The organism is Planktotalea sp., assembly GCF_049680325.1.
In the GTDB taxonomy this organism is placed as follows: domain Bacteria; phylum Pseudomonadota; class Alphaproteobacteria; order Rhodobacterales; family Rhodobacteraceae; genus Planktotalea.
This window is the reverse complement of the sequence record NZ_JBAUHO010000145.1, coordinates 1-25997: the sequence shown is the minus strand read 5'-3', so window position 1 is coordinate 25997 and position 25997 is coordinate 1. Positions and strand designations below refer to the sequence as shown.

22 protein-coding genes are annotated in these 25997 nt (G+C 55.4%); 15 read left to right on the top strand and 7 right to left on the bottom strand.

Annotated features, from left to right (window positions below):
* The 13 genes from WBC85_RS06460 to WBC85_RS06400 form a co-directional block, all read left to right on the top strand.
* Positions 1–708, top strand: a 708-nt coding sequence (locus tag WBC85_RS06460; protein WP_424434139.1) for an ABC transporter ATP-binding protein, incomplete at its 5' end; no start/stop codon positions are given.
* Between the two features lie 90 nt (positions 709–798).
* Entirely contained in the window at positions 799–2031 is a 1233-nt protein-coding gene (locus WBC85_RS06455) for an ABC transporter substrate-binding protein (protein ID WP_424434137.1), read from the top strand.
* Positions 2032–2091: 60 nt separating this feature from the next.
* Positions 2092–3120, top strand: coding sequence for a carbohydrate ABC transporter permease (locus tag WBC85_RS06450; RefSeq protein ID WP_424434135.1), 1029 nt, complete (start codon positions 2092–2094; stop codon positions 3118–3120).
* On the top strand, positions 3120–4001 hold the full coding sequence (locus WBC85_RS06445; RefSeq protein ID WP_424434133.1) for a carbohydrate ABC transporter permease: 882 nt from the start codon (positions 3120–3122) through the stop codon (positions 3999–4001). Before WBC85_RS06450 ends, WBC85_RS06445 begins: the two co-directional genes overlap by 1 nt.
* A gap of 54 nt (positions 4002–4055) precedes the next feature.
* Positions 4056–5366: a histidinol dehydrogenase gene (hisD, locus tag WBC85_RS06440; RefSeq protein WP_424434131.1), complete on the top strand. Its 1311-nt coding sequence runs from the start codon at positions 4056–4058 to the stop codon at positions 5364–5366.
* Positions 5363–6403 (top strand): ester cyclase, encoded by a 1041-nt coding sequence (locus tag WBC85_RS06435; RefSeq protein ID WP_424434129.1) that lies wholly within the window; start codon positions 5363–5365, stop codon positions 6401–6403. The genes hisD and WBC85_RS06435 overlap by 4 nt, the downstream gene beginning before the upstream one ends.
* 64 nt (positions 6404–6467) lie before the next feature.
* Positions 6468–7490 carry a LacI family DNA-binding transcriptional regulator gene (locus WBC85_RS06430; protein ID WP_424434127.1) on the top strand — a complete coding sequence of 341 codons (1023 nt, stop codon included), beginning with the start codon at positions 6468–6470 and terminating at the stop codon, positions 7488–7490.
* Positions 7487–8455: an ester cyclase gene (locus tag WBC85_RS06425; RefSeq protein ID WP_424434125.1), complete on the top strand. Its 969-nt coding sequence runs from the start codon at positions 7487–7489 to the stop codon at positions 8453–8455. Before WBC85_RS06430 ends, WBC85_RS06425 begins: the two co-directional genes overlap by 4 nt.
* A gap of 55 nt (positions 8456–8510) precedes the next feature.
* Positions 8511–9476, top strand: coding sequence for a cupin domain-containing protein (locus WBC85_RS06420; RefSeq protein WP_424434123.1), 966 nt, complete (start codon positions 8511–8513; stop codon positions 9474–9476).
* Between the two features lie 80 nt (positions 9477–9556).
* A complete protein-coding gene (locus WBC85_RS06415) occupies positions 9557–10675 on the top strand; it encodes a cobalamin-independent methionine synthase II family protein (protein ID WP_424434121.1) in 1119 nt (372 codons plus the stop codon).
* A gap of 61 nt (positions 10676–10736) precedes the next feature.
* Positions 10737–11432, top strand: coding sequence for an RraA family protein (locus WBC85_RS06410; protein WP_424434119.1), 696 nt, complete (start codon positions 10737–10739; stop codon positions 11430–11432).
* A 145-nt stretch (positions 11433–11577) separates the two neighbouring features.
* Positions 11578–13260, top strand: a complete 1683-nt coding sequence (locus WBC85_RS06405) for a tetratricopeptide repeat protein (protein ID WP_424434117.1) — start codon at positions 11578–11580, stop codon at positions 13258–13260.
* Positions 13261–13276: 16 nt separating this feature from the next.
* Positions 13277–14017, top strand: a complete 741-nt coding sequence (locus WBC85_RS06400; RefSeq protein ID WP_424434115.1) for a phosphate/phosphite/phosphonate ABC transporter substrate-binding protein — start codon at positions 13277–13279, stop codon at positions 14015–14017.
* Between the two features lie 10 nt (positions 14018–14027).
* On the opposite strand, the gene WBC85_RS06395 is transcribed toward WBC85_RS06400, so the two are convergent.
* From WBC85_RS06395 to WBC85_RS06385, 3 genes are all read right to left on the bottom strand, one after another.
* Positions 14028–14444 (bottom strand): VOC family protein, encoded by a 417-nt coding sequence (locus WBC85_RS06395; protein WP_424434113.1) that lies wholly within the window; start codon positions 14442–14444, stop codon positions 14028–14030.
* A gap of 181 nt (positions 14445–14625) precedes the next feature.
* Entirely contained in the window at positions 14626–16335 is a 1710-nt protein-coding gene (locus tag WBC85_RS06390; protein ID WP_424434111.1) for an AMP-binding protein, read from the bottom strand.
* Between the two features lie 23 nt (positions 16336–16358).
* Entirely contained in the window at positions 16359–19589 is a 3231-nt protein-coding gene (locus WBC85_RS06385; RefSeq protein ID WP_424434109.1) for a carboxyl transferase domain-containing protein, read from the bottom strand.
* Positions 19590–19876: 287 nt separating this feature from the next.
* Between WBC85_RS06385 and WBC85_RS06380 the strand changes: the two genes are divergently transcribed.
* On the top strand, positions 19877–20761 hold the full coding sequence (locus WBC85_RS06380) for a DMT family transporter (protein ID WP_424434107.1): 885 nt from the start codon (positions 19877–19879) through the stop codon (positions 20759–20761).
* 59 nt (positions 20762–20820) lie between these two features.
* On the opposite strand, the gene WBC85_RS06375 is transcribed toward WBC85_RS06380, so the two are convergent.
* From WBC85_RS06375 to WBC85_RS06360, 4 genes are read right to left on the bottom strand one after another with little or no spacing between them, the layout of a single operon-like run.
* Entirely contained in the window at positions 20821–22347 is a 1527-nt protein-coding gene (locus WBC85_RS06375) for a sulfatase-like hydrolase/transferase (RefSeq protein WP_424434105.1), read from the bottom strand.
* Positions 22344–23927 carry a tripartite tricarboxylate transporter permease gene (locus tag WBC85_RS06370; protein WP_424434103.1) on the bottom strand — a complete coding sequence of 528 codons (1584 nt, stop codon included), beginning with the start codon at positions 23925–23927 and terminating at the stop codon, positions 22344–22346. The genes WBC85_RS06375 and WBC85_RS06370 overlap by 4 nt, the downstream gene beginning before the upstream one ends.
* Before the next feature lie 8 nt (positions 23928–23935).
* Positions 23936–24502: a hypothetical protein gene (locus WBC85_RS06365; protein WP_424434101.1), complete on the bottom strand. Its 567-nt coding sequence runs from the start codon at positions 24500–24502 to the stop codon at positions 23936–23938.
* Between the two features lie 59 nt (positions 24503–24561).
* Complete coding sequence (locus tag WBC85_RS06360; protein WP_424434099.1) at positions 24562–25512, bottom strand: tripartite tricarboxylate transporter substrate-binding protein; 951 nt, start codon at positions 25510–25512, stop codon at positions 24562–24564.
* Between the two features lie 108 nt (positions 25513–25620).
* On the opposite strand from WBC85_RS06360, the gene WBC85_RS06355 reads away from it, so the two are divergent.
* On the top strand, positions 25621–25997 hold a 377-nt coding region (locus WBC85_RS06355), incomplete at its 3' end, for a MarR family winged helix-turn-helix transcriptional regulator (protein WP_424434097.1).

Here is a 25997-nt window from a genome sequence, read left to right as displayed (position 1 = left end):
CGCGCCTCCGCGATGGTCGAACTTGACGAGTTTTTGCATCGCAAACCGGCTGAACTGTCTGGCGGTCAACGCCAACGCGTTGCCTTGGCCCGCGCAATTGTGCGCGAACCAAATGTGTTCCTGATGGATGAACCGCTGTCCAATCTGGACGCCAAACTGCGTGTCTCAACGCGCGCGCAGATCAAAAACCTAAGCCACGAGTTGGCCGTCACAACCGTCTATGTGACCCACGATCAGATCGAAGCGATGACCCTCGCCGACCGCGTCGTGGTCATGGAAAAAGGTGTTGTGCAGCAGGTCGGCAGCCCTACCGAGATTTATGACAAGCCCGCCAATGCATTTGTCGCAAGTTTCATCGGAAACCCCGCGATGAACTTGATCGATGGCATCATGCAAAGCGCAACGTTTGCAGCGCCGAATACAGAAATCCAAGGGCTGCAATCCGCCGATCAAAAATTGACTTTGGGCTTTCGCGCCGAGGATGCGGAAATCTCGCCCGAGGGCAAAGGCCAGATCAATGCGCCTATTTACACGCTCGAAATGCTGGGTGATGCGACGATGGTCACAGTGCGCATTGGCGGGACACTTGTTAGCGTGAAGGCCGACAAAACCTTCCGCGCCGCAATTGGCGAACAGGTTTCCATAAAAGTGCCTGCTGAAATTTGCCACCTGTTTGATGCTCAAACCGGTGCTCGAATTGGGGATTAAACCCCATTCATTAGCCTTGGCCACATAAGCCAGGGACCAACAGATGCGTGATTGCAAGGCGCATCACATTTACGAAACAGGGAGATAAACATGTTTCTGAAAAACCTAACACTGGCGAGTGCGATGAGCGTACTGGCAAGCACAGCGGCTTATGCCGGCTGTGGACTAACGGCGGGCAACGTCAACGTTCTCGGCAATGACTTCGCAGCGATCCAGGCGGTTGTCGCGGCTGCGGGCGAATGTGCGGGCGACGGCGTCACGGTTGAATCCAACCTCACAACCGAACACCGCGATCTGCAAGTCGCAGCGCTGACCGCGAACCCAGCGCAGTACACCAGCGCGATTGTTGCAAACAGCTCTATCGTCCCGCTGCTGAACGACGGTTTGATCCGTCCTTTGGATGATCTGGTCGCAAAGCACGGCGCAAGCCTTCAGCCGCACCAGCTTATCACCATCGACGGCAAGGTCATGGCGGTTGCCTTTATGGCGAACGCACAGCACCTCTTCTATCGCTCCGACATCCTGGAAGCGGCAGGCGTTGCAGTTCCGTCATCCTACGCCGAAGTTGTGGCCGCTGCTGAAAAGATCAAATCCATGGGGTTGATGGATCATCCTGTGATTATGAACACCAAGACGGGCTGGAACCTTGGCGAAGAGTTCGTGAACATGTACATGGGCACAGGCGCACCTTTCTTCAAAGCGGGTTCCGCGGAAGTTTCCATCAACAACGAGAACGGCGTTGCCGCTCTTAACATGCTCAAAGCACTGACAGAGCATTCCAATCCTGACTTCCTGACATATGACTCCAACGCCACTGCGGCGGTTTGGGAAGGTGGTCAGGCTGCCCTTGGCATCATGTGGGGTTCCCGTGGCGGCCCTATCCTTGATGACGAAGGATCCACTGCCGAAATCGTGAATGCGACAGTTCTCACAGGCGCACCAACTCTGAACGGTGATAACGTGGCCTCTACGCTTTGGTGGGATGGCTTCACCATCGCTGCAAACATCAGCGATGACGACGCTGAAGCAACCTTCGTTGCATTGGTAAACGGCATTTCTGATGATGTTGTGAAGGCCAACAACTCTGCCGCCGTTTGGTTAAGCGCAGCATATGAGCCGAACGCAGCATCTGCTGGTGTCGCGGCAACTGCGGCCTCTGGTGCCAGCCCCTATCCGATGCTGCCTTACATGGGCTTGCTGCACACAGCGCTTGGCGCTGAAATCACAGAGTTCCTGCAAGGCTCTGAAAGTGCAGAACAAGCGCTGGCTGACGTCGAGGCGGCATATACAACAGCGGCCAAGGAACAGGGTTTCCTTCAGTAACTCGAAACTGGTGAAGCCGGAATTCGGCTTCACCACCCCCGTCTTACACCGGACAAAATCATGAAACACCGCACCTTTTTCTACTTCATTATGCCCTCACTTGCCGCGATGATCTTGTTCATTGCGCTGCCACTTGTGTCGGTCGTGGTGCAGTCCATGCATATCGAGCATGAGCAAGTGTTGAAGGTGACCAAGAATTGCGGCCCGTTTGGCTGCAAAGAAGAAACGACAGTTGATGCTGAGGCCACGGCAAAGTTGCGCGAGGCAAAACCAATTGGTCGCTACAACGGGCTTGGCACCTATTTCGACCGCGGCCACTTGGCGAGCGAAGAAGTCAGCGCACTTTGGAGCGCGCGCACATCCTTCGGCGGTTTTCTTTCCGACCTCTACAACCTGCCCTTCTACAAGGGCCTGTCGTTCACATTGATCTATACTTTCGGGGTGACGCCGCTGGTCATCGTCCTTGGCTTGGTGATCGCGCTCGGCGTGAACCGCGTCACACCGATCCTGAAAGGACCGACAATATTTGTCTCGCTCCTGCCGATGATTGTCACGCCTTTGATCGGCTCGCTCATCCTGTTCTGGATGATCGATTCCCAAGGAATTATCGGGAAATCCCTACAATATATCTTTGACGATCCAGAGCTATCCTTGAAAGCATCCCCGACACTGACGTGGATCACTTTGATGGTTTATGGCGTCTGGCACTCGGCCCCCTTTGCGTTCGTGGTTTTTTATGCAGGCCTTCAAACCGTCAACACGGATTCCTTAGAAGCGGCCCAGATCGACGGCGCGAACCGCTGGCAGCAACTGCGCTACGTCGTGATCCCGCATTTGATGCCGCTGGTCGTGTTCATCTCGCTTATCCAGCTGATGGACAACTTCCGCGTGCTGGAACCCATCATCGGTTTTTCCGCAGAGGCCAATGCGACATCGCTATCGCATCTTATTTTCACGGATCTGCGCGGCGACGTGGTGCGCTTTAACTCGGCAGCGGCAACCTCCGTTTTAACGGTCTTGGGCGCGGTCATTCTGCTGATGCCTGTCCTGATCCGCACGTGGCGTGACTTCAAAGGAAAGACAGTCTGATGGCCAATTCCGCAAAGAAAACTCCGCCCCTTTTGATGATCGCCTCGACAGGTTTTGTGCTGTTATGGATCATCATTGCGTCCTTTCCATTCCTTTGGACGCTTTGGGGTTCGTTCAAAGTGCAAGGTGATTTCTTTTCCAAGGCCGATTGGCGCTATGCGCTCGACGGCACCCGCACCCTGATTGAAACGGGCGGCAGCTTTACGGGCGCCGGTTATGAAGGGGCGTGGATCGAGCAAGAGTTCTGGCGCGCGGCCGTTAACACATTTATCGTGGTCTTTTTTACGGTCGTGATCTCGCTCACCCTAGGAACCTTGGGGGGCTACGCGCTTGCACGCTCAGGCCACAGCTATGCGTTCTGGCTTTTGATGATAGCGCTACTGTTCCGCGCGATGCCGCATATCACACTGGTGTCTGGTTATCTGTTGCCGTTCTTTCAATGGAACCTTTGGGGGCATTTACCGACCACGATCATTGTGCTCGTGGCGATCAACCAGCCCTTCACGCTCTGGATGCTGCATTCGTTCTTTCTCAACATCCCGAAAGACCTCGATGAAAGCGCCAAAGTGGATGGCTGCACCCAGTTTCAGGCGTTTCGTCATGTCATCATTCCGGTCATGTGGCCCGGCGTGATTACCACGGGTCTGTTCAGCTTTTTGCTGGCCTATAACGACTTTGCGGTGACATCTATGCTCTTGTCGCGGGACAATCAAACCATGGTTCCAGCCATCGCGGGCTTCCTCGGGTCCACCTTTGAGGAAGGCAACGTGATGTTCGCCGTGGCCGCTGTTGTCTCTGCGACCGCACCGCTCTTTGTGTTGGTCATGTTCTTCCAGCGCCAGATCGTGTCGGGCCTGACCGCAGGCGCTGTGAAGGGGTAATCCTTACGTGACACGCTGCGCTAAAGAAATCCGCTATTTGACTAAGGAGCCGCAATGACGATTGAGTACTTAAAGCGAGGTAAGACCGAAGCGGCGCGCGCTGATGATGATGCTAAGACCGCGCAGGTTGTAGCCGCAACTCTGAAGGATATCGAAGAGCGCGGTGATGTGGCGGTTCGTGAACTGGCCAATAAGTTCGACGGCTATGACCGTGACAGCTATCGTTTGAGCGAGGCCGAAATCGAGGCGATCATTTCCAAGGTCAGCCCCGAGGACATGGCGGACATCAAGTTCGCGCAGGAGCAGGTGCGCAATTTTGCTCAGGCCCAGCGCGACAGTATGCTCGATATCGAGGTCGAAACCCTGCCGGGTGTGATCCTTGGCCACAAGAATATCCCGGTGCAATCTGTTGGATGCTATGTTCCGGGCGGCAAGTTCCCGATGGTGGCCTCGGCGCATATGTCTGTCGCCACCGCCAGCGTCGCGGGCGTGCCGCGCATTATTGCGGCGACGCCGCCGTTCAACGGTGAACCGAACCCTGCGGTGATTGCGGCCATGCATCTTGGGGGTGCGCATGAAATATACGTGCTCGGCGGGATACAGGCGGTTGGTGCGATGGCAATCGGCACGAAGACCATTGACCCCGTTCATCTTCTGGTTGGCCCTGGCAATGCCTTTGTCGCAGAAGCCAAACGCCAGTTGTTCGGGCGCGTCGGAATCGACTTATTCGCGGGCCCGACCGAGACGATGGTTATTGCGGACGATACGGTCGATGCCGAACTCTGCGCCACCGATCTGCTGGGACAAGCAGAGCACGGGTATAACTCCCCTGCCGTCCTAGTCACCAATTCACGCAAGCTTGCTGAAGCTACGCTTACGGAAATTGATCGTCTGTTGAAAATCTTGCCCACTGCTGGCACGGCAGGGGTAAGCTGGGAAGATTACGGAGAAGTCATCCTTTGCGACAGCTATGACGAGATGCTGGCAGTTGCCGATGATATCGCTTCAGAGCATGTTCAGGTAATGACGGATCGCGATGACTGGTTCCTGGAAAAGATGACCAGCTACGGTGCGCTTTTCCTTGGTGCACGCACCAATGTTGCCAACGGCGATAAGGTCATCGGCACCAACCACACGCTACCAACCAAAAAGGCGGGGCGCTACACGGGCGGGCTTTGGGTCGGGAAGTTCCTGAAAACCCATAGTTACCAAAAAGTGTTAACTGACGAAGCCGCCGCGATGATCGGTGCCTATGGCTCACGGCTGTGCCTGCTTGAAGGGTTCGTCGGCCATGCCGAGCAGTGCAACATTCGCGTGCGCCGCTATGGGGGACAGAACGTACCTTACGGAGAAGCGGCCAAATGAAGCCAGAGTCCTTGAAGGCTCTGATTGCACCGATGCAATCAGCCATGTCCGAATTTTCGGAAAAAGATGTGCGTTCTGCACTGGGGGATCTGTTCGCGCCTGATGCGACGCTAAAGCTGTGCCACCCTTTCGGGGATTTGACTGGCCCTGATGCGCTTTTTGATACCTGCTATGCGCCGCTTTTTGCGGCCATGCCTGATCTGGAACGCCGTGACATGATTGTTATGGCAGGCACAACGCCCGAGGGGGCCGATTGGATCGGGCTTATGGGTAACTATATGGGCACGTTCCTTGCGCCTTGGCTTGGTATCGCGCCAACGGGCCACCTGACCCACATGCGCTATCACGAATTCTACTGCGTTGAGAATGGTAAGATCACCGAGATGCAGGCCATCTGGGATATCCCTGAAGTTATGGCGCAAGCACGCGCTTGGCCCTTGGCACCGCAACTTGGCGCTTTTCTATGCACCCCCGCCCCAATGCCGCAAGACGGGCTAACAATCCGGGGCGATGGCAGCGCGGCGATGACGCGGGTGATCGACATGCTCACGGATATGTGTCGCCATCCTTCGGAAGGCGGCCCCGAGATCATGCAGCTACACGAGCATTGGCATCCACAGTTCAACTGGTACGGGCCAACGGGCATTGGCACCGCGCGCGGTATCGCTGGATTTCGCCATTGGCATCAAGCGCCGTTCCTGCGTGGGATGCCGGATCGCAAGCTCGATGCTTTGGGTGATCTTGCCTCGCATTGGATTGGCGAGGGCAACTATGTCTGCGAAACAGGCTGGCCCAACATGCGTCTGACATTAAATGGCGACGGCTGGATGGGCATCCCGCCTGTTGGCAAAGAGGTCTTGATGCGTAGTCTTGATTTCTGGCGGATTGAGCGCGGAGTGATCCGCGAAAACTGGGTGCTGGTTGATCTGCTGGATATTTATCGCCAGATCGGCCTTGATGTTTTCGCGCGTCTGGCTGAATTCAACAAAGTGCGCCCGAACGGGTCTATCGACCTTGGAACGGGGATGCAGGCATGAGCACTGCCACCGCAATAGCACGAAGGTGCCAACTGCCCCTTGGCGCAGCTGAGGGGACTAAGCGGTGAGCAATACGAAGGTCACCTCTGCCGAAGTTGCAAGCCTTGCAGGGGTCAGTCAATCTGCGGTTAGCAGGGTTTTCACGCCAGGGGCGTCCGCCTCTGCCAAGACAGCCAAGAAAGTGCGTGAAGCCGCATTAACGCTGGGGTATCGCCCCAACAACATCGCGCGCGCAATGGTTAGCGGAAAAAGCCGGATCATTGGCCTAGTCGTCGCCTATCTGGACAACCAGTTCTACCCGGACGCTTTGGAAAAACTGTCTGCATCGCTTCAGGATCGCGGCTATCATGTCCTGATTTTCATGGCGAATACCGAAACGGACAACCTTGATAAGGTGCTCGACGAAATTCTGGATTATCAGGTCGATGGCATTGTTGCCGCCTCTGTTGCCCTTTCATCCGAGCTTTTGGCGCGGTGTCGTTCTGCGGGCGTTCCAGTGGTTCTGTTCAACCGTAGTCAGGACGTGGATACGCTATCTGCTGTGACGTCCGACAATCGATCAGGCGGGCGCAAAGTTGCAAAGTTTTTTGCCGCCGCCGGGCACAACCGCATCGGTTATATTGCTGGCTGGCAAGGTGCCTCAACCCAGCGCGACCGCGAACAGGGTTTTCGCGAGGGGCTGGCAGAAAGTGGGCTTGCGCTGCATGCGCGCGAAGTTGGAAATTTCCACATGGACAGCGCCCGCGAGGCGACATTGAACATGTTTGCCGGGCCGGGCGCACCCGACGCGGTTTTTGTGGCGAACGATCACATGGCCTTTGCCGTGATGGATACCTTGCGATTTGAGCTGGGCCTTTCTGTTCCGGGCGATGTTTCGGTTGTTGGATATGACGATGTCCCAACAGCTGCCTGGCTTGCCTATGATCTGACAACCGTACGCCAACCAGCCAATCAGATGGTCGCGATGACTGTCGAAACGCTACTGGATCAAATAGACAATACCGAAGCCACACCGCGCCGCGTTGCCATTGATGGCCCGCTGATCGTTCGTGGATCGGCACGCATTCCCGAAGGATGGACCAAATGAAATCATATGCAAACAAATGGCAGGACTTCCCTGACTATATCATCTCGATCACCAAAGAAATCTGGGAAGATCGCGGCGTTGAAACGCTAAATCGCTATTATGCGCCAGATATTCCTGTGCGCAGCCCTATGGGTATCCAGATCGGCAACAAGGCTGTCAAAGCGTCGACAATGGCGACGATCAACGAGTTTCCAGATCGCCAGTTGTTTGGCGAAGATGTGATCTGGTCCGATGATCCAGAACATGGCCACCTGTCCTCGCACCGTTTGATTACACAAGCCACGCACACCCGCGACGGACAATTCGGTGCAGCCACGGGCAAGAAATGGACCGTGCGCGTCATTGCCGATTGTGCGGCAAAGGGCGAAACCATTTACGACGAATGGCTGGTGCGCGACTACGGCGGAATCGTTCGCCAGATGGGCATGGATCCTGCGGATTTTGCTACTCATATGATCGAAGATGAGGGCGGCGCAGAGCATGCAAAACCAGTCTTCCTGCCCGAGAATGATGTCGATGGCGGCTATCACGGACGTGGCAATGACAATGAATGGGGCCAAAAGTACGCGGACATTCTGACACGTATTATGGATCAGGACTTTAACCACATTTTTCACGAATATGATCGCGCTGTGATCGGCGAATACGCTGGCGGGCAAAACACACTCGGCCGCGACGATGCTATCGCTTTCTGGGTCGGGCTAAGATCATCTTTCCCTTCTGCCGAATTCAAGATCCACCATCAGATCGGTATGGATGCTGACACGCTTAGCCCGCGTGCTTCAATCCGTTGGTCGCTCGATGGCTTGCATGACGGTTGGGGCAGCTTTGGGCGCCCGACTGGAAAGCGTGTTCATGTGTTTGGCATGTGTCACGCCGAATTCGGCCCTTGGGGCCTGCGCCGCGAATTCGCGCTCTATGATGAGATTGCGATCTGGAAGCAAATCCTGATGCAAGGCGGCTGACGCCGCTTATCTCATCATTGCGACAGATCATTCAATCAAGACACAAGGACAGCAAATGACGCCTCAAGACATGGAAGCCCGCATCGTTCGTTACGGTGATCTTCAGCCCTGCAAAACGGCATTCATTGATGCACATACGCCGGGCAGCGATCAGAAAGAGAACTTCACCATCATCGGTGGCGGGGTCAGCGAAAGCCCCGATCAGCATGTTCACATCTCTATTCCGCACGGCTTTAACATCGGGGCGGCAGGGCAACCGCCCAAGTGCCGCAACTCGCTGCATGACCATCGCACGGCCGAAGCGTTCTTTGTGCTCTCGGGGCGCTGGCGCTTTTTCTGGGGCCGTTGGGGCGATGCAGGTGAAGTGGTGCTTGAGCCCGGTGATATCTTCAACATCCCCACGGGAATATTTCGTGGATTCGAAAACATCGGAACAGATTACGGGATGATTATGGCCATCCTTGGGGGCGATGACGCTGGCGGCGGCGTAATGTGGGCCCCGCAAGTGATTGAGGATGCCGCCGATCACGGGTTGGTGCTGGGCGAAGACGGCAAGCTCTATGATACAAAGAACCAGCAGCGCCTACCCGAAGGTGTGAAGCCGATGCCGCTTATGGCCGATACCGAACTGGCAAAGCGCCCCGAACTCACAACTAAGCAAGTCCTGCCCAACCATGTTGCCCGCTATTGGGACATGGTCGCTCTTGCAGACAAGACCCCTGTCAAAGTCATCGGCGAAACAGGTTTGCTGCGCGACAAGCCGGGGTTTGAGGTGGACTTCATCACGCGCGCCAGCGCATCGGCGAAGAAACACAGCCATGACCGTCCTTCGGTGTTGATGCCGGTCAAAGGACATTGGCGCGTAAACTGGGATGGCGGTAGCGCGACGCTTGCGCCGGGCGATACGATGTCGGTTCCCGAAGGGCTGGCGCATAACGCCCAACCTGCCATGACGGGCGAAGCGTCGATGTATCACATAGTCGCGACGGATGACCCTGCCGGGTTAAGCTGGAAAGTTTAATCCGGCGCGCAGCGCTAGACAATAATGAGGGGGTGATTGCCTCGAAAGCAAAGCACCCTCTCTTTTAGGAGAATATTCTGATGGTAAAAACAACGCATGTAGGGTCCTTGCCACGCACGCAAGACGTCGTGGATTTCATTTTCGCACGTGAACATGGCAAGCCCTACGATCAAGCCGCATTTGATGCCTGCATGAGTGCTGCGGTATCTGCGACGGTTGGCAAACAAAAGCAGGCCGGTGTCGATATCGTCAGCGACGGGGAAACCTCGAAGATCTCCTATGCGACCTATGTAAAAGACCGCTACACGGGCTTTGACGGCGATAGCCCGCGCAATGCCCCTGCGGACCTCAAGCAATTCCCTAGCTTTCTGAAACGCTTGGCCGATGATGGCGGCACGCCGCAATATGCGCGCCCGATGTGTGTTGGCGAAGTAAAATCCCGCGGGCAAGGCGAATTGCAAAAGGATATTGCGAACCTAAAAGCTGCGATGGGCGAACACGGCGTTGAGCGCGGCTTTATGAATGCCGCCTCACCCGGTGTTATTTCGCTGTTCTTGCAAAACGATTACTACCCGACCCGTGATGCCTATCTGGCGGCATTGGCTGACGCGATGAAGGAAGAATACGAAACCATCGTCGCCGCGGGTCTTGATCTGCAACTCGATTGCCCTGACCTCGCCCTTTCGCGCCATATGCTATTCAACGATCTGACTGATGAGGAATTCATCAAAATTGCGGGTTCCCATGTTGAAGCGTTGAACCATGCTTTGCAAAATGTGCCTGCCGATCGGGTAAGGGTACATATCTGCTGGGGCAATTACGAGGGGCCGCATGTCTGCGATATCCCTATGTCCAAGATGTTTGACACGCTGATGGCGACCAAGTCGCGCTATGTGCTGTTTGAAACGTCCAACCCAAGACACGGTCATGAATGGAGCGTCTTTCGCGATCGCAAAAGCGATATTCCGCAGGACAAGGTTCTGGTTCCGGGCGTCGTTGATACGACGACCAATTTTGTCGAACACCCCGAACTTGTCGCCCAGCGCATCGAGCGGTTTGTCGAAATCGTTGGCGGTGAACGCGTCGTTGCCGGGTCGGATTGCGGGTTTGGCACGTTCGCAGGCTATGGCGCGGTTGATCCGGAAATTGCCTACGCCAAGCTACAGGCCCTGTCAGATGGCGCAGCGTTATTGAAGTGAACCTGACAGACGCGCGACACCAACATACAACTCCAGCGCCGACGCGCTGTTAGGAGGCATGATGAACGATGCTTTATTAACCTTGCTAAAGGCGGTCGACACCCCAACCGTTTGCAACGCGATTGAAGTCGCGCAGGGCAAGCGTGGCTTTGACGCCTTCACACGCGGCTCAATGTTATGCTCTGATCCAGATGCAAGCACGATGGTCGGCTATGCGCGCACCGCCAAGATTGCAGCAGTTGCGCCACCAACCGAGCCTGCCGACGTGATAAAAGCGCGCCGCATGGACTACTACCGTCACATGTCCGCTGGCCCGCGCCCTGCTATCGCTGTCGTGGAAGACGTCGATTTCCCTGACTGCATCGGTGCCTATTGGGGCGAGATCAATACGACCGTTCACAAAGGCTTTGGCTTGTCAGGTGCGCTGACCAACGGTGTCATGCGCGATCTTGGCGATCTGCCCGAAGGCTTTCCTGTCGTTGCGGGATCAGTTGGACCAAGTCATGGCTTCGTTCATGTCCGCGAAATCGGGACGCCCGTTTCGATCTTTGGAATGAGCGTCAAGGACGGTGATCTCGTTCACGCGGATCGCCATGGCGCGTTGGTCATTCCAGAAGATGTAATTGCATCCCTTGAGGGGGCAATTCGCCAGCTTCTTGAAACCGAAAAACTTGTACTGGGCCCCGCACGCGAACCGGGCTTTGATTTTGACGGCTTCGTCACAGCATGGGAAGCTTTCGAGCGCGCGCGCACGTGATCCAAGGTGATGCCTTGGGCGACGTCGTTCATAATGAACAAACGGAGCCGTGCAAATTCAATGGTCCTGTGTTTGGCAATCAAGTTGCGATGCCGGGCAAAGTAGGCGCATCATTGTTGAATTGGTGCAACGACTGGAAACACGGATGGATCGCTTTGATCTAGGAACACACAAGAAGCGGATCTCAACATCGTCCGATGAGGCGCAGCGCTGGTTCAATATCGGATTGAACTGGTGCTTTGGGTTCAACCAGGAAGAAGGCGCTAAATGCTTCCAGCGCGCGCTTGAGCATGATCCCGAATGCGTCATGGCCCATTGGGGCGTCGCTTACGCAATCGGCCCGTTCTACAACAACGTCTGGCGGCAATTCAGCAGGGCCGAAGCTGATAACACGACACAGCTTGCTTGTTTGCATATTGCGCATGCCCGCCGTTTCGCGGGTTCTGCAAGCGCGCTCGAGAATGATCTGGTTGATGCATTGGCCAAGCGATTTCAACAACCCCATGCCGTGAGCGGCGAAGAATTCGATCTATGGGATGACGATTACGCCAATGCAATGCGCAGCGTATATGCTGCCTATCCAGACGATCATGATGTGGCTGCATTGTTTGCAGAGGCCATGATGACCCGAACAGCATGGCAGCTTTGGGATGTGACGCGCGGCGTTCCTGCGCCGGGCTCAGATGTGTTGGAAGCACTGGATGTTATTGAACGCTCTATCGCGGCAAACGACGCGGTGAATGCCCCCCAGCATCCCGCGATCTTGCATCTGCATATTCATTCAACAGAAATGTCCAATGAACCCGAACGTGCAATGCGTTCGGCAGATACCCTGGGAACGCTTTGCCCTGATGCAGGGCACATGAACCATATGCCCGGGCACACCTACGTCCTATGCGGCGAATATGAGAAGGCAAAGATCGCTAGTGAAAAAGCGATCTGCGCGGACAACAATTATGTCGAATACGCGGGTGCGTTCAATTTCTACACGACAGCCCGCTGTCACGATCTGCATTTGATGATGTATACCTGCATGTTCTTGGGACAATTCAAACCGGCAATGGCCGCCGCTGAGCAAATGTGCGCAACCCTGTCCAAAGAGGTTCTTAGTGTCAAAGATCGCCCGCAAATGGCAATTACTATGGAGGGGTATTACTCCATGAAAATGCACGTTCTGGTGCGGTTCGGGCGCTGGCAGGACATCATTGACGCGCCTATGCCGGATGACCCAGTGCTCTATTGCGTTTCAACCGCAATGCATCACTACGCAAAAGGCGTTGCCTTTGCAGCGCTCAAGAACTTTGAGGCAGCCGAGGCAGAGCGCATCCGCTTTGATGAGGCCGTGAAAGCCATTCCCAAAGATCGTAAATTCTTCAACAACTCGGCGCATTCTACTCTGGCCGTCGGTGAAATGATGCTGCACGGCGAACTTGAATACCACAAAGGCAATCATGATCTGGCCTTTGAACACCTGCGCGAAAGCGTCCGCCGTGATGACTGCCTTGAATACACCGAGCCTTGGGCATGGATGCACCCGCCACGTCATGCCTTGGCTGCACTACTGGCAGAGCAGGGTCATTTTGACGAGGCCGAAGATGTTTATCGCACTGACTTGGGATTAAACGGAAAACTTCAACGCTGCGCGCAACACCCGCGCAATGTTTGGGCGCTGCACGGCCTTGTCGAATGCCTGCGACAGCGCGGCGAGAGTGAGGAAATTGTAGACCTTGAAGAGCAGCTTCGCATAGCACTGACAAAAACCGATGTGCCTGTGACCTCTTCCTGCCTATGTAGAACAACGACAGAGCCAAATTGTTGCGGTGCTTGAAAGGAAACTGAACGCTATGATCGCTAACCTGATGATGTACCGCCGCGCAGAGCTGGACGAAGCGCACCGCAGGTACTGGGAATTGATCCGAAAGAACCTTGCCAAAGCGGGCATCGACGCCCCCGAATACCTGTCGCAGGATGCCGAAGAGTTCTACGTTTGGAAACATCCCCAGTTGGTTCTAAGCCAGACATGCGGGATGCCCTACCGCATTTGGTTGCATGACAAGGTTCAACTCGTGGGCACGCCTGATTTTGGTCTGACGGATTGTCCAGCGGGCTATTATCGCAGCGCAATACTCGTGCGGGCCGATGATCCTCGTACGCATATTGACGCGTTCAAAGACGCAACCTTCGCCTACAATCAGACGTTCTCGCAATCGGGCTATGCCGCACCGTTCGAACATTTAAGAGCTTCGGGCTTCTGGTTTGAAAACCGGGTGCAAACCGAGCAGCATCTGGAATCTGCCAAGGCCGTTGCTGCGGGGCGCGCGGATATCGCGTCGTTGGATGCGGTGACTTGGCGCAATATTGAACGGCATGAACCATTTGCTGGCGCATTGCGTGTCTTGGAATGGACAAAACCGACGCCCGGGCTACCGCTTATCACTGCAATCGGTAACGACGCTGGCGCTATATTCAATGCCGTTGAGCAGGCTATTTCCGAACTGGATGAGACGAGCAAAACAGACCTTGGTCTAAAGGGTATCGTGCGTATTCCGAAAGAAGACTACCTGATCGTTCCCAACCCTGACTGAGCGCGAGGCGTCAGTCGTCGCGCCCCGGCTCATCTGGATTGCTGGAGAACAAGGCAATCTTGTTCCCCTGTGGATCGCGCAGATAGCTGACGTAGAAATGTGCGCCATATGACGCGCGAAAACCCGGCTGGCCTTCATCAACGCCGCCTGCGGCAACCGCAGCTGCGTGCAATTCGCGCACTTGGTTTTGACTGCGCGCCTCGAATGCGATCATGGTGCCATTTCCGGCCGAAGCAGGCTGCCCGTCAAACGTCGGTTTGACGTAGAAATCAGGTAGAACAGGAACCTCGCCCGCCGCGACGGGCAACGCAAAGCTAAGGCCTTCGGCCCCTTCTTCAAGTCCGTAGCCAAGCGCTGGCAAGAACGCCGAGTAAAACCGTTTCGCGCGCGCAATGTCGTCCGCCCCAACTGTGACATAGGCAATCATACTGTTGCTCCTCTGGAACCCTTTGGGCGCTAAGCCTGGATTATTAACGTCTGAAAGAAGTCTTATACTTCCTAGATCAAATGCAACACGTCCCTAACACGGGTTTTTTACAACCTCGCTGGTTTAGGCTTGCCGCTTGGCAGATATCCCCAAACCAGCCCGGGATCGTAATCTGTCGCCGTTAAAGCAACTTTGAGAGTTCTTCTTTCTTGACCTTGCCCGTTGTTGTCATGGGCAAGGCATCGACGATCCGAATTTCTGGAACCTTAAACGTCGCCATGTGTGCGCGGCACCAGGTCTGTAAAACACTGGCATCAATGCCTTCCGAGCGTTTCGGATCAAGGTGAATAAAGGCCACAGGCACTTCGCCTTTTGCAGCATCGTTGCGCCCGATTACGCCTGATCCCAGAATTGCGGGATGTCGTCCCAGCAGCATCTCGATCTCGGCGGGAAAAACAGGCATGCCGTTGACTTTCAACATCTCTTTTCGCCGCCCGAGATAATGAACATGGCCACGCTCGTTTATCATTCCGATATCGCCTGTATGGAGCCAGCCATCACGAAGCGCATGGGCGGTTTCTTCGGGCTTGTTCCAGTAGGACTTCAGGACCGAGGGCGAGCGCACGCAGATTTCGCCAGTCTTACCAAGCGGAACCAAGGCGCCAGTTTCAAAATCGCGGATGACAATATCGGTGCCGGGCACAGGCAGGCCGACAAAGACCGGCTGTTGTTCCAGATCATAGTCGCCGCCTTGCATCCCGACGGTAAACGTATCGCAGGTATTGGTTTCGGTCATGCCCCAAGACGCCTCTACCATCGTGCTACCTGTCAAATCGCGCCACTCGCTTCGAAAGCCGTGGCCCAGCTTTTTGACGAATGAACACACAGAGGTCATGCGCAGCGAAGACAGGTCATATTGATGTGCGTCGCCGTGGCGCATCACCTCGACAGCATTATCTACCAGCAGCGTCACGATTGATCCGCGATGCTCCTGCACCGCGGCCATCCAGCCCAGCGCATCCCAGCGATGCAGAATACACAGCGACGCTCCTGAATAGACGGGCAGCAATACGCCCAGTACTTCGCCTGCAATCCAGAACATCGGAAAGAAATTCACCACCACATCCTGAGGGCCGGCATCAGGCATCACAGGGCCGCAGTAAGCTGCAATCGTGTAGAGCATGTCGCCGTGCGTGTGCACGCAGCCCTTGGGCATACCCGTTGTGCCGCCCGTGTAGTTGAGCGCAGCAACAGCGTCCAAATCTACGCAATCAGGTCCAGCAAAGCGTTTGGCCGCATCAAGTGCGTCGAGCAATCGTGTCACGCCATGTGCCTTGGGCGCAGCGCCCATACCTGCGGGGCGCGGTACGGGGCCAGCCTGCCCTGCCAATTCCGCTGCGCCAATCGCCAGCAAGGTCTTTACCTCGGTATCGCTCAAGACCTGCTCAACCAGCGGAGCCAAGTCATCCTGAAATACCAACACCTCAGCGCCGCTGTCGTTCAGCTGATACGTCAGCTCGATCGCTTTGAACATCGGGTTTACGGGCACAAGCACCGCACCCAGCTTCATGATCCCCCAGAAGCAGATAGTGAATTGCGGGCAATTGCCCATCATCAATGCAACGCGTCCGCCAGCGCCAATCCCGTTGGTTCGGAGCACTTCGGCAAAACGATCGGAAAGCGCATCAATTTCCGACCAGCTAAAGCTGCGTCCGTAATAGTGAAGCATCACATCGTTAGGGCGGTTTTGCGCTTCGGCTCGCAAGTATTGGCTTAGCGGTACTTGCCCTAAACGATAATTCACTTCGCGCGGCGCGCCTTCGGGCCAGCTTTGCGCCTGAAGGCTGCGTACCTCAAGAACCTTCGCTTCAATGTCCTGACGCGTTGTCATCCCGCTTCCTCCCCCTTTTGAAATTAGCTGTTGGCAGCCATGCGCATGCCCTTGGCGATCCACCCACGTGTCTCAGCAGGATCAATCACCGCGTCGATTTCATGGGTCGATGCGACGTTCAGCGCCCCGCCGCGGTCATACATTTCATCCACCAAACGCGTATAAAGCGCTTCGCGTTTGGCGGGGTCTTTCTCCGCCTCCAGCTCTTTACGATAGCCAAGCTGCACAGCACCTTCTAATCCCATCGGGCCGAACTCGCCTGTGGGCCAGGACAGCGCGAAAGCAGGTTCGCCCAAACTGCCCGCCGCCATTGCCTGCGCCCCTATGCCATAGGCCTTGCGCAGACAGACAAGGAACATCGGCGCTGTCAAATTCGCCCCCGCCGAAATCATATCGCAGGCCGCAGCTACCGCGCCTTGCGCCTCGCTTTCGGGGCCAACCATAAAGCCGGGCGTGTCGCAAAGCGACAGAACCGGCAGCTTGAATTTAGCACAGAGCGTGAGAAAACGCGCGGCCTTGGCCGAGGCCGCCGCATCCAGCGCCCCGCCTAGATGCATAGGGTTGTTGGCGATTAACCCCATGGGCCGCCCTTCGATCCGAAGGAACCCCGTGACCATGCCCGCCGCATGTTCTGCACCAAGTTCAAGGAAGCTGTCCACGTCGGCCAGCGCTTCGATCAGCGGGCGAATGAGATAGGTTTTCTTGCGGTTTTCGGGAATGGCATGACGCAGCAGGCGTTGATCTGCGGCGTCCCATTCGGCCAGATCGCCTTGAAAATACGATAGCACTTTGCGTGTAACAGCAATCGCTTCGTCGTCATCTTGAGCCAGATAATCGAGCAAACCGTTTTGCGCATGCATCGGCGCAGGGCCTATTTCTTTGGGATGAAAGGCACCGATACCACCCGCTTCGATCATCGCAGGTCCAGCAAGGCCAATCCAGCTGTTGCGCGTCGCAATGCGGATGTCGCCAGCCCCAAAAAGCGCGGCATTGCCAGCAAAACAAAAACCTGAATTAACGGTGATCCTTGGGCCCCATCCTTTGAGCCGCGCGTATTCGGCAAAGGTTGTAACCTTAAGACCAGATTGAACAGTTTGGGCAAAATCATCGTCATTGGGCCGCCCGCCGCCGCCTTCGGTAAAGAAAACGCTTGCCAGAGCGCGATCTCGCGCCACCTCTAGCATGCGGTCGGTTTTGAGGTGGCCAAAGTAACCCTGAGTGCCTGCCATGACGGTTGAATCATAAGCCAGCAGAGCCACTTGCGAGCGCTGTTCTGCAAATTTTTCAGCATTCATCGCGCCGACGCCCGTGACAATGCCGTCGGCTGGCGAAATCTCGAACAAGGCCTCAAGCCCTAGTTTACGCCGTTGCCCTGCCAGTACCAACTGGCCGTATTCGTGAAAATCCCCGCCTTCGCACAATGCATTGATGATCTCGCGTGTTGTGCGCTGATCGCGGTTGCGGCGACGCTCAACAGCGCGGGGGCGATTTTCGTCCAGCGTATAGGCAAGCCGTTCTTGAAGCCCCGCCAGATCAGCGCGAATGTGATCGGGGTCCAATGCGGCCTCGTCAGCCTCGATTTCGCCCAAAGTGTCATCTGGCGTATACGCAAGGATCACAGTGCCCGGCGCGATGGTATCCCCTTCGTTTGCATATAACCCGATCACAATGCCACCCGCTTCAGCGATCACAGAATGCTGCATCTTCATCGCTTCGATCACTGCGATTTCCTGGCCTTTGGCAATACGCATGCCGACGGCCACATGTAGTTCCTGAATGATCGCCTGCATGGGTGCGCGTAACGCGCTGCTCCCATGCGGGATGTCCACGTCGGATTCATCCTGTGCAGTCTCGCCAGCAAAGAAACGCGTTTGCCCTTTTGCTGCCATGTCTGGCATGTCCGGCATGGACCCATCCAGCATCCGCACATCCACGTCCCAAGACGCAAGCTTTGGCAACCCGAACAAGCCGCGAAGGAAGCTTATATTCGTATCAACACCCCCGATCTGGAATTCGGACAAGGCACGCTCTGTTTTGGCAAACAAACGGCCAAGGTCACCAGATTTTTCATGGACGACCAGTTTGGCCAGCATCGAGTCAAAATTCGGATTGGTGCTATAGCCAGCGTAGGCATAAGTGTCGATCCGCACACCGGGACCGGAGGACGCATGAAAGCTGTCCAAGCGTCCGCCTGTAGGAGTAAAGCTGCCATCCGCCTCCAGCTTTTCGGTATTAATCCGCGCCTGAACAGATATCCCGACGGGCGGCGCAGGCGGCTTATCCAAAGCCAGATCAGCGAGCGTCGCACCGGCGGCCAACTTAAGTTGCAGCTCGACCAGATCGAAACCCGTAATTTCTTCGGTGATGGTATGCTCAACCTGAATACGCGGGTTTGTTTCGATAAAATAAAACGCACCTGATGGTTCAAGCAAAAACTCTACGGTGCCTAGACCCCGATAGCCGCAAGCGCGACCAATCGCGATTGCGGCATCAAGCAAGGCTTGGCGCACTGCGGCGGGCAGATTTGGCGCGGGGGCCAATTCGATAATCTTCTGGTGGCGCCTTTGAACAGAACAATCGCGTTCCCATAAATGGGTCACATTGTTTCCGTCACCGACAATTTGCACCTCGATATGGCGAACCGATTCCAGGAAGCGTTCACCATATAACGTGCCGTCACCAAAGGCGCTTTCAGCTTCGGCTTTGGCCTGTGTAAAAGCCGCGTCGATATCCGCTTCCGATTGGATCATACGCATACCGCGACCGCCGCCGCCATGCACCGCCTTTATCATCAGCGGTGCGCCCTTCTGGGCGATGAAATACGAATGGACATCAGCGGCACATGTGAACGGATCAGAACCATGCAGAACCGGAACGCCTGCCTCTTGCGCCAGCAATCGTGCCGAAACCTTATCGCCTTGGCGGCGCAAGGTTTCACTGTCGGGGCCGACAAAGATCACGCCAGCCTTCTTGCAAGCATCTGCGAAATCGGCGCGCTCGCTTAGCAGACCATAGCCGGGATGTACCGCGTCGCATTCGGTTTCCTTGGCCACTGCAATCAGCGCATCAATGTCGAGATACCCAGCAACGCCTGCCTTGGGAAGCAGACGGGCCTCATCGGCATGTTTGACATGCAGCGACGCCGCGTCGTCTTTTGTGTAAACCGCAACCGACTTGCCCCCCATTGCCGCAACAGAGCGTGCAACGCGAATTGCGATCTCCGCGCGATTTGCGATCAACACTTTCTTGATCATCGATAATCTCCCGAGTAGCCGCTCTACCGCTTTGCCTAGCGTCAATTCACCCGCAATTTGCCCTGCAAGGCAAGAACAACCACGGGTAACTTCACCATATTTGGGCTTAACAGCCGTGCTTTGGCCTGAACAATCGGATTGCTTTTTCCGTGCGAAACGGGATGGCCTGCTCATACTGGTTAGTCGATCGCGCACAGCACAGCCCCGATCCAAGCCCCTTGCCACTTTCCCGCGCTGAACCTAATGCTGAAACGGCAAACTATCCCATAACGATTGAGCACACGACTATGACGACCGGTTCTTCATCCCAAGTTACCGGCTATGCTGCCGCTTGGTGCATTGTCTTTGTGTGGTCCTTCTGGCTGATCGTAAGTCGCGTCGCCAGCGGCAGCGGCCTTACAATCTATGATCTGGCCGCAATGCGATATGGCTTGGCCTCGCTCATCGCGGTACCGCTATGCCTTTATTACAAGCCCTGGCGCGGGCTTCGCTTGTTTCAGATTGCGGTGCTTTCGTTCATTCTGGGGCCTGTCTATATCCTGTTTGTTTTTGCTGGCGTTTTATTCGCGCCCGCCGCACACGGCGGGATTTTCATGAATGGGGTTTTACCGCTTATAAGCATTCTCTTCGCACTCGTGTTGATGCGTGTCTTGCCCGGCTTCAGGCAGGTCTTAGGGGGATTGCTGATCCTTTTCTCTGCAATCGTCTTGGCTTGGGATGCCGGCACATCAAGTAGCGCGGACGCATGGATCGGGGATCTGTTGTTTTTGACCGGCGCATTGTTTTTCTCGGCTTACATGATTTTAGCAGAGCGTTGGCAGTTGACCCCGATGCAGATCATCTTTTGCGGAACTGTCGTCAACGCAGTGCTTTATTTGCCTGTTTGGGCACTGTGGCTGCCCAGTGGCATTGCAGACGCGCCAATGGGCCCGTTCCTGCTGCAAGCGATATACCAGGGCTTTGTGCCAAACCTTATCGGGCTACTTTTCATCGCCCATGCATCGCGGACCATCGGCAATGGCAACACTTCTTTCATTCTGGCCGCCGTCCCGGGTGGAGGCGCGATATTGGGAGCGATCATTTTGGGTGAAAGTTTGAACCTACCAAGCATCCTTGCGCTTGTTATCTTGACAGTCGGCTTGCTGATGAGCGTACGAAGACGAAGGATCTGATCGCGGGGACATGCTTCCAGCTGATTTGACGTCCACCTTACTAATTCGGCGCAGGCCTTTTATGCAGTTCCCACAGGCACTCTATCAGGGACCAAATCCTTCGGTCGGCTCGCTATGTAACCTTCAAGCGTGGTGCGGATTGCACTGGCCTCAGGCAGGTCAAAAAGATTGTTCATTTCGCCTGGATCTTCCACAAGATCATAAAGCTCGCCAGCGCCAGAATTAAGATCGACTGTCAATTTATGCGTACGTGTGCGTACGGTACGCAGCTCTAGCGCGACGCCAACGCGTCCCGGCAAAAGCCCCCATTCATTTCGGGCAAACGCGCGGCTAGCATCGTCCGTTTCGATTAAAGCGCGCAGGCTTTCTCCATGCTGGGTCTGAAGCGGCGCAGCATCGCCATAATCGCAAAAGGTTGCGCCAAGATCGAGCGTGGACACAGGTTCGTCCACAACTTTGCCAGCGGGCACACCGGGGCCTTTGACGATCATCGGGACTTTCAAAAGCCCCTCATAGTGCATCGGCCCTTTCAGGATCAGACCGTGATCGCCAAGCCAATCGCCATGGTCGGAAATGTAGATAACGATAGTATTTTCATCGAGCCCCTCTTCCATCAGGGTATTCATAATGCGGCCGATCTGATGGTCGATAAAGCTGATCTGGCCGTAAGTATTGGCAATAATCTCGCGCAACTGGTCATCGGTTTGCGGTGGAATGCGTGAATAGGCTTTGCGAATTTCAGCAAACTTTGGATCGGCTGGCTCGCCCTCTAGCGCCGCCTTGTGCCACCACGGTTTGCCCTCATAGCTGCGGGTGCGGTTTTCGGGCAGGTCCACATCTTTGGGATCGTGCAGTCGCGACCAAGGTTCTGGGCAGTCAAAGGGATGATGCGGATCGGGAAAGCTGACCCATGTGCAGAAGGGCTTTTCTTCGTCGCGCCCATGACGCAGCCATTCAATCGCGCGATCCGCCGTCCAAGGGGTGTTGTGATAGGCCACAGGCAGTTTAGAATGCCAGACCTGCGCCGCGCCTTTGGTGTCGCCCGCATTCTCCCACATCAGTTTAGTGCGTTCATCGCCCTTGCCGTCCATGTGATAGAACCGCTCGTAATGCTGACCTGCTGGCGGCTTTTCGGGTGCCCACCAGTTGTGACTGACAAGCATTAGCTCCACATGCTCAAACCCCATATAAGGGCCGTTCCAGTTTTCATCATAGTTCGCCGACGAGCGCAGGCACTCTGGCGTGCCTGTTGGCTCATACGTGTGATAGGTCGAAAAATGCGCCTTGCCGAAATAGCTGGTCTGATAGCCCGCATTCGCCATCGCGCCAGCGAAGCCCTTTTCACCAATCTCAGGCGGCAGATCGATGCCGTTATCGTGCACGCCGTGCGTGCGGCAAAGCTGGCCCGTCAGGATAGACGCACGCGCAGGCTGGCACACGACCGAGGGCGTGATGCAGGCGTCAAAAACGGTCCCTTCGGCGGCGAGTTGATCCAAATGCGGGGTTTTGATGTTGCGCCCTTTGAAGCCCATGCAATCGGCGCGATGCTGGTCGGACGAAATCAGGATGATGTTGGGTCTGCTCATGGCGCGGCACTCTTTGGTTTGCGTCCCGAGAAAACGATCACGGCGACGGACAGGAGAATAAAGACAAGGGCAATAGGATTGTTGAAAAGGAAGAAAGGATCATTGCCCGTCGCCGAATATGCTTGGCGCGCGGTTTCTTCCAATGTCTTGCCAAGGATAAAGGCGATTACAAATGGCAGCGGCGAGATCGTCAAAACGCGCATTATGTATCCAAGCACGCCAAATCCTAGCGCGAACCAGATGGCTTCCATCCGCGCTTCCTGCACATAGATCGCGGTGAGCGTCAGGAGCAGAACACTCGGCAGCAATAGCTGTTTCGGGATGCGGATCATAAAACCCATAGAGCGCATGAACACGCCGCCAATGGTCCAGTTGAACAGGTTCGCGATGGTCATGCAGGTGAACAGGCCAAAGGCCATCACCAGCTCTGGATTGACGATCTCGGCGGAGAAACGAAACACAGCAGGACCGGGGTTGAAACCGCCAATGGTTTCCGTCGCAAGGATCAAAAACACTGCCGCCGCATTGCCCGGAATACCGAGTGACAGCACCGGGATCAGGTTCGCGCCGGAAACCGCGCTATTGGCCGCCTCGGTCGCGGCAATGCCTTCGGGTGCGCCTTCTCCAAAATCGGGTTCATCGGGGGTTTTCGTTTTTGCATGGCGCGCGCGGCCAACCGAGTAGCCCAGCGTTGCGGCCAGAGTTGAGCCGACACCGGGCAACGCGCCGATGCCCGTACCAATCAGCGCAGAGCGGGAAATGAACGGAAACAAGCGCTTGATTTCGGACCAATGTAGCTTTTGATCGCCGCTCTCTTGAACGACTTCAGCTGGTACATCGGTTTTGGAATCGCGCCAGGCTTCTTCCAGGCTTTTGAAGACCGCGCCAATGATTAAGACACCTAGAACAGCCGTCGTTATCGGAAATCCGCGTGCCAGTTGGTCAGAACCCATGGACAGTCTTGGATAAAAATCCTCGCCCGTCCCGACATAAACGGCAAGCAAGCCAAGACCGATAGAAATCAATCCTTTACCCGCAGAGCCACCAATCACAGCGGCAATGAAGCTAAGCGAAAGAATAAGAAGACCTGTCTTTTCTGGCAGGTCCAGATAGGCCTCCACCAGAATAGCAAGGAACGGCGCGCAAACGAAAAGCACCAGATCAGAAAAGGTATCGCCAGAGGCTGACGAAAAATGAGCAACGCGCAGGGCCTTCTTTGCTTGGCCACGCTGCGCCATGGGATACCCGTCCAAAGTCGTCATAAACGCATCGGGCGTGCCCGGCGTGTTGAACAAGATCGCGGGAACCGCCCCGCCAATGGTTGCGCCTTTCATAATGCCAATGAGGAACCCCATGACGGGGAGCAGTGCATCGGGCGAATAGCCAAAGATGGAAATGAGGATCGGTAGTGAAATCGCCATTGCAAAGGGGCCTGCAAGGCCGGGCGTTGCGCCCACAAGTATGCCAAACAGAAACCCCGCCAGCACCATCACCAGCGTGATCGACACAGACAGACCAAATAGCGAAAAGGCTTCAGGGCCTTGAAAAACGGCCAGAACACCCAGCCAGATGTAATCCATAATTCCCACTAGACGTCACCGTTCGGTGGCAATTGCAGATCATCAAAAGGCAGATCGAAAACGACGATCAGGACGAGCACGGCGAAACCCGCGGTGAGCACCGCGCGTTTCGAGAATTTGCGCTCAACGATCGATATGAGGCCAGACACCAACATGATCCCGCCAAGCACAAAGCCCATATGCTTCCAACCGGGAGTCGCCCGTAAATTGCGGTACTCAATCGGTTCGGCGCGGAACTGATTGGCAAGTTCTCCCGCCAAAGGTCCAGCGAAACGCATTACTAAAAGACTTGCGATTGTGACAACAAGCAGCTGCACTAGAAAATTTAAATGACCTTTGGAAAGGGCCGTTTGAAGTGGGTCCTGACGTTCCACTATCAACAAAAGGGCACCGCCAATCAGAACGAAACACGCGGCAACCGTCGGTGCCAAAGCATCCCCGATATTCAAACGTCCCCTTACCTTTTCCACGATGCCGCTATCGGTATCCAGCGGTATCCAGACGAAGATCAGGCCAAGCGCAAAGACAACGCAAAGTAGACCGATAAAGAGGTTTGAGCGTGAAGATGCAAGCATTGGACAATCCCTTTAGGCATTTCGGGCGCCCATTATCAGGCGCCCGAAATTTGCTTAGATTATTCAGATGCTGCTTTTATCAAGCCCTCGGATTCATCAAAGCCTTTTGCAATCAATGCATCCAGCTCTGCACCTTTAATGATCGCCGCGCCGCCAAACGCTTTCTTAATCAAACCACCTGCTTTTGTCTCCGGGTCGGATGCTACGGATGAAATCGCCTCTGATAACGCGGTGCGTGCATCATCAGCCATGCCACCGGGCGCGACAAACATGAAGTACCCGTCGCTGTCATAGGCAACACCAAGGTCTGCAAATGTCGGGGCATCCGGCGTTTGCACCAGCGGTGTGCTGAGTGCGGAGGCAAGGTTTACCAGATCGCCAGCAGCTACCCCTTTGCCCTGAATACCGGCCATAAAGCCAAGATCCATATCGCCCGCCGTTACGCCGTTCATCACGGCCTTACCGCCCTGGACAGATATGATATTAAACTCCACGCCTTGCGCCTTGCCGAGCAAATAGGCCAGATCAGCCAAGCGTTGGCTCATCGCACCAAAGCGCAATTGCTCGCCTGCTTTCGCGGCTGCGACGGCATCTGCCATGCTGCTCCAACCTTTACTGCTTTGGGACACAACGCCCATCTGGAAGCCAGCCGTTGTCGTCAGGCCGGTGAAATCCGCAGGGGTCATGTCGGTTTTGGCAGAATACAGATTGTACCCAAGCGATTCCGTCACAACCATTCCGATGACAGAGCCATCATTAGGCATGTCTTTCATGGCGTTAAGCAGGTTAACGCCGCCTTTACCTGTGAGCTGCTCTGGAATGAACTGCCAGCCTGTGCGCGTTTCCAGCTCTTCCGCGATCAAGCGCGCCTGCGTGTCGGCACCGCCACCAGCAGCAAAGGCGATCATCAGCTTGATCGGTCCCGGAGGCGTCCAATCAGCAGCGGTTGCGGATACGGCAGAGGCCGCGATAGAAACGGCGGCAACAGCCGCTGTGATAAACTTTTTCATAGAGTCCTCCCTGACTTCGGATCAAGCAAGCCACAAGATAGTTGTTCCGTCAACAATTTAGTTGACGGGGCAACCTTTAGGCGCAACTATTGTGCTAAGAGGTCGAAAATGAACGATGAAACGCCCAAAGACTTTAACCCTCAGCTCGCCCAGCTTAGCAACTTTCTGACGTATAGAATCGCTCGCGTGCACCACAAACTCAATGTGCAGGCGTCGAAAATTCTTCACGATTCGGTCGGTGTCACGCTTAACCAATGGCGGATGATTGCCTTTATCGGCGGCGCTGAAAGCGTGACGGCGTCTGAGCTGGTGCGCTATACGGCGATGGACAAAGGGCTGGTCAGCCGCAATGTGAAATCGCTCATTGAAAGCGGGCTCGTCGTGTCTTTGAGCCATGAAAAGGATAGCCGGGTTCATCTGCTGAGCCTCACGCCGGACGGGACTGCGATATTTAACAAAGCCCTGCCAAAGATGCGGCGCAGGCA

Excerpts from the sequence above, each read along its gene's own strand:
- WBC85_RS06385 (WP_424434109.1), bottom strand. The coding sequence starts at position 19,589 with ATGATCAAGAAAGTGTTGATCGCAAATCGCGCGGAGATCGCAATTCGC.
- WBC85_RS06425 (WP_424434125.1), top strand. The coding sequence starts at position 7,487 with ATGAAATCATATGCAAACAAATGGCAGGACTTCCCTGACTATATCATC.
- WBC85_RS06370 (WP_424434103.1), bottom strand. The coding sequence starts at position 23,927 with ATGGATTACATCTGGCTGGGTGTTCTGGCCGTTTTTCAAGGCCCTGAA.
- WBC85_RS06455 (WP_424434137.1), top strand. The coding sequence starts at position 799 with ATGTTTCTGAAAAACCTAACACTGGCGAGTGCGATGAGCGTACTGGCA.
- WBC85_RS06420 (WP_424434123.1), top strand. The coding sequence starts at position 8,511 with ATGACGCCTCAAGACATGGAAGCCCGCATCGTTCGTTACGGTGATCTT.
- WBC85_RS06405 (WP_424434117.1), top strand. The coding sequence starts at position 11,578 with ATGGATCGCTTTGATCTAGGAACACACAAGAAGCGGATCTCAACATCG.
- WBC85_RS06365 (WP_424434101.1), bottom strand. The coding sequence starts at position 24,502 with ATGCTTGCATCTTCACGCTCAAACCTCTTTATCGGTCTACTTTGCGTT.
- WBC85_RS06400 (WP_424434115.1), top strand. The coding sequence starts at position 13,277 with ATGATCGCTAACCTGATGATGTACCGCCGCGCAGAGCTGGACGAAGCG.
- WBC85_RS06360 (WP_424434099.1), bottom strand. The coding sequence starts at position 25,512 with ATGAAAAAGTTTATCACAGCGGCTGTTGCCGCCGTTTCTATCGCGGCC.
- WBC85_RS06415 (WP_424434121.1), top strand. The coding sequence starts at position 9,557 with ATGGTAAAAACAACGCATGTAGGGTCCTTGCCACGCACGCAAGACGTC.
- hisD (WP_424434131.1), top strand. The coding sequence starts at position 4,056 with ATGACGATTGAGTACTTAAAGCGAGGTAAGACCGAAGCGGCGCGCGCT.
- WBC85_RS06450 (WP_424434135.1), top strand. The coding sequence starts at position 2,092 with ATGAAACACCGCACCTTTTTCTACTTCATTATGCCCTCACTTGCCGCG.
- WBC85_RS06435 (WP_424434129.1), top strand. The coding sequence starts at position 5,363 with ATGAAGCCAGAGTCCTTGAAGGCTCTGATTGCACCGATGCAATCAGCC.
- WBC85_RS06375 (WP_424434105.1), bottom strand. The coding sequence starts at position 22,347 with ATGAGCAGACCCAACATCATCCTGATTTCGTCCGACCAGCATCGCGCC.
- WBC85_RS06380 (WP_424434107.1), top strand. The coding sequence starts at position 19,877 with ATGACGACCGGTTCTTCATCCCAAGTTACCGGCTATGCTGCCGCTTGG.
- WBC85_RS06410 (WP_424434119.1), top strand. The coding sequence starts at position 10,737 with ATGAACGATGCTTTATTAACCTTGCTAAAGGCGGTCGACACCCCAACC.
- WBC85_RS06390 (WP_424434111.1), bottom strand. The coding sequence starts at position 16,335 with ATGACAACGCGTCAGGACATTGAAGCGAAGGTTCTTGAGGTACGCAGC.
- WBC85_RS06395 (WP_424434113.1), bottom strand. The coding sequence starts at position 14,444 with ATGATTGCCTATGTCACAGTTGGGGCGGACGACATTGCGCGCGCGAAA.
- WBC85_RS06445 (WP_424434133.1), top strand. The coding sequence starts at position 3,120 with ATGGCCAATTCCGCAAAGAAAACTCCGCCCCTTTTGATGATCGCCTCG.